The sequence below is a fragment of the Candidatus Magnetaquicoccus inordinatus genome (assembly GCF_004217665.1).
Classification (GTDB): Bacteria; Pseudomonadota; Magnetococcia; order Magnetococcales; family Magnetaquicoccaceae; genus Magnetaquicoccus; species Magnetaquicoccus inordinatus.
In genome coordinates this window covers 1-2,547 of sequence record NZ_RXIU01000335.1, presented here as the reverse complement: position 1 = coordinate 2,547, position 2,547 = coordinate 1, and the positions used below count along the sequence as shown (strand labels likewise).

The 2,547-nt window shown below is 57.1% G+C and carries 3 protein-coding genes; all 3 read left to right on the top strand.

Features of this window, described 5'->3' with window-relative positions:
* The first annotated feature begins 93 nt into the window (after positions 1 to 93).
* The 3 genes from EJP87_RS15355 to EJP87_RS15345 are packed head-to-tail and all read left to right on the top strand — an operon-like array spanning position 94 to position 2,463.
* Positions 94 to 1,167, top strand: coding sequence for a DUF2066 domain-containing protein (locus EJP87_RS15355; RefSeq protein ID WP_193771438.1), 1,074 nt, complete (start codon positions 94 to 96; stop codon positions 1,165 to 1,167).
* A complete protein-coding gene (locus tag EJP87_RS15350) occupies positions 1,164 to 1,721 on the top strand; it encodes a CDP-alcohol phosphatidyltransferase family protein (protein WP_130472736.1) in 558 nt (185 codons plus the stop codon). The genes EJP87_RS15355 and EJP87_RS15350 overlap by 4 nt, the downstream gene beginning before the upstream one ends.
* Positions 1,708 to 2,463, top strand: coding sequence for a DnaA/Hda family protein (locus tag EJP87_RS15345; protein ID WP_130472735.1), 756 nt, complete (start codon positions 1,708 to 1,710; stop codon positions 2,461 to 2,463). Before EJP87_RS15350 ends, EJP87_RS15345 begins: the two co-directional genes overlap by 14 nt.
* Positions 2,464 to 2,547: the final 84 nt, after the last annotated feature.

The following is a 2,547-nucleotide window of genomic DNA, read 5'->3' as shown; positions in this document are numbered from 1 at the left end:
CCCATAAAACGATTGCAGCGAGGCAGGCGATAGGCGGGATAGCGGGGGGCGCGCAATACCTCCTGAATCTGCTGTTGGGGTGCGGAAGCGCTGGTGACTCTGCCGCTGCCGGGCAAACAGGAACCGCGTACCGTTGGGGTGGAAAAGGCCAAAAAATTGGCTTTGGAACGGTTGTTGGGACGGATGTTTACCCGTGCTGATCTGGAGAGAGAAAAACAATTTTTTGATTCTCTGCTGCAGGGTGGCAAACGTTTGACCGAACGGGTGCAGATTGTCGGCGAGACGCAACGGGGCAACAGCTTGTCGGTGGCGGTGGAGGTGACTTTTTCGGCCAAAGGGGTTGCTGCCGCCATGGCAGAAAAGGGGTTGGCCTATAACGAAAGCCGCCATCCACCGGTGTTGATGCTGTTGCGCAGCCAGGGTGGAGCGGATGGCGAAACCGCCACTCTGGATGCGTTGCTGCTCAAGAGCATGCAGGAGGAGGCCAAAGCCTTCGGTATCGCTGTTGTCACCCCTTTGGGGGATGTGGATGATATTGGCCAACTGCAATGGGAGCGCGTTGTCGCTGCCGATCCCGGATTAAAACAGTGGGTGAATGGACGCTATGGCACCGAGCAGGTGTGGGCCATTGCCGTACAACTGCCGACAGCGGCAGGCAAAGGGAAAGGGGGTAAAGCGCCGACGGCAACACTCCAGGCGCAACTGTTTGGCAGTGGCGGAGCGCAGGGGCAAAGTGCTCCCAGCGAAGCGCTGCAAGCGAGTGTAAACAGCCCGGATCTGCTGAGTCGCTGCAGCGAAAGCACTGAGCTGAGCAAATGTCCGGCAACCCAACTGGCGCGGGCTTTGTTGCAACAGGTGATGGATCGCTGGATTCAAAGCCATACGGTGAGTCCCGCCTTGCAACATACCGTGCAACTGCGGGTGATCCATGGGCCAAAATTGGCACAATTTTCCCAATTTACCAGTCGTTTGCGCAACTCGCCCGGTGTGGTTGCCATGAAATTTATCGAGGAACGGGCCACTGAGGCAACCTTGCAGATTGAGTATCAGGGCCAGGATGCGCAGTTGCAGGAGCTGTTGAGCCAGTGGGGTGGCAAGGTGGAACAACTACCACAGGCGGCTGCTGCACCTGCCAATCGGGTCGATCTGGTGCTGCAGTTGCCATGAATCTGCCCAACTTCCTGTCGTTGTTGCGCATTTTCTCTGTGCCCATCCTGATTTGGCTGGTCATAGAAAACCATTTGACGGCCGCCTTGATTGTCTTTGCACTCTCAGGTCTGACCGATGCTCTGGATGGCTATCTGGCCAAGCGCTTGCAGATGGAGACCGAACTGGGGCGCCATCTGGATCCCCTGGCCGATAAGTTGCTGCTGCTCTCTGGCTATATCACGGTGACCGTATTGGGACTATTGCCGCTCTGGTTGACCTTGTTGGTGGTGACCCGCGATGTGGTGATCATCGGTGGCGCCGTGGTCTATCAAATGCTGACCGGGGCCTTGCGTATTGAACCGCTTTGGGTCAGCAAGTGGAATACGGTCAACCAGATGCTGCTGTTGTTCTGGGTGTTGTATACCGCAAATGGCCATTTTGCCACCTTTTGGCTGGATGCCTTGATTGCCTTGACGGCTTTTACTACCTGTTTATCCGGGGGAAGTTATGTACTGCGCTGGAGCCGCTTGGCGGCTGAGCAGGAGCGGCTAAAACAGCATGACCGGGCCTGATGCAACCCTTTTGTTGCCCCTGCCACTCAATCCGGTCTGTACCTTTGCCAATTTTGTACTCGGAGCAGGCAATCGGCGGGTGGCCGAGGCGGTGCTGGCTGTGGCGGAAAATCGTGGCGAAGCACTGCTGCAGCGCAGTTCGGTATACCTGTTGACCGGAGAGAGTGGAACAGGAAAAAGCCATCTGTTGCAAGCGGCTGTCGCCCACTGCCATTCTTTGCAGGGGGATGGCGCGGCAATCTATCTGGATGTGGCAACCCTGAAGGAGCAGTTGCGGGTCAGCGCCGAACAGGAGCTGAGCCTCTTTTTGCGCCGCCATGCCGGTTGTCGCTTGGTAGCGATTGATGATCTGGAGGCGGTAGAGTCCAGCCCGGTGGTGCAGGAGGGAGTTCTCTATCTGTTTAACTGGATGCGTGATCTGCCGGAAGGGCGGATGCTCGTGGCCAGTCGCCAATCACCACAATGGATGAGCGGTCTGCGTGCCGATTTGCGTTCCCGTTTGTTGTGGGGGGCGGCCATGAGTCTGGAAGCGCCTGAAGATGCGTTGTTGGGGGCGATTTTGGCAAAGATGCTGGAGGATCGTCAGGTGCGCTGCAGCGAGGATCTGCGCAAGTTTTTACAGATGCGTCTGCCGCGCTCCATTACCGATTATGCGCAGGCGGTCGAACGTCTGGATGCAGCGGGATTGCTGCTCAAACGACCCTTGACCGTGCCTTTGGCCAAAGAGATCCTGGGGCTGTAGACAGGGCAAGCGCATTGGCAAATTTTCCCACTGTTGCCACAAGCGAAACGGTGCACAGGGTAAGCGCATTGGCAAATTTTCCCA

Coding starts and splice junctions, on each gene's coding strand:
- EJP87_RS15350 (WP_130472736.1), top strand. CDS start 1,164: ATGAATCTGCCCAACTTCCTGTCGTTGTTGCGCATTTTCTCTGTGCCC.
- EJP87_RS15345 (WP_130472735.1), top strand. CDS start 1,708: ATGACCGGGCCTGATGCAACCCTTTTGTTGCCCCTGCCACTCAATCCG.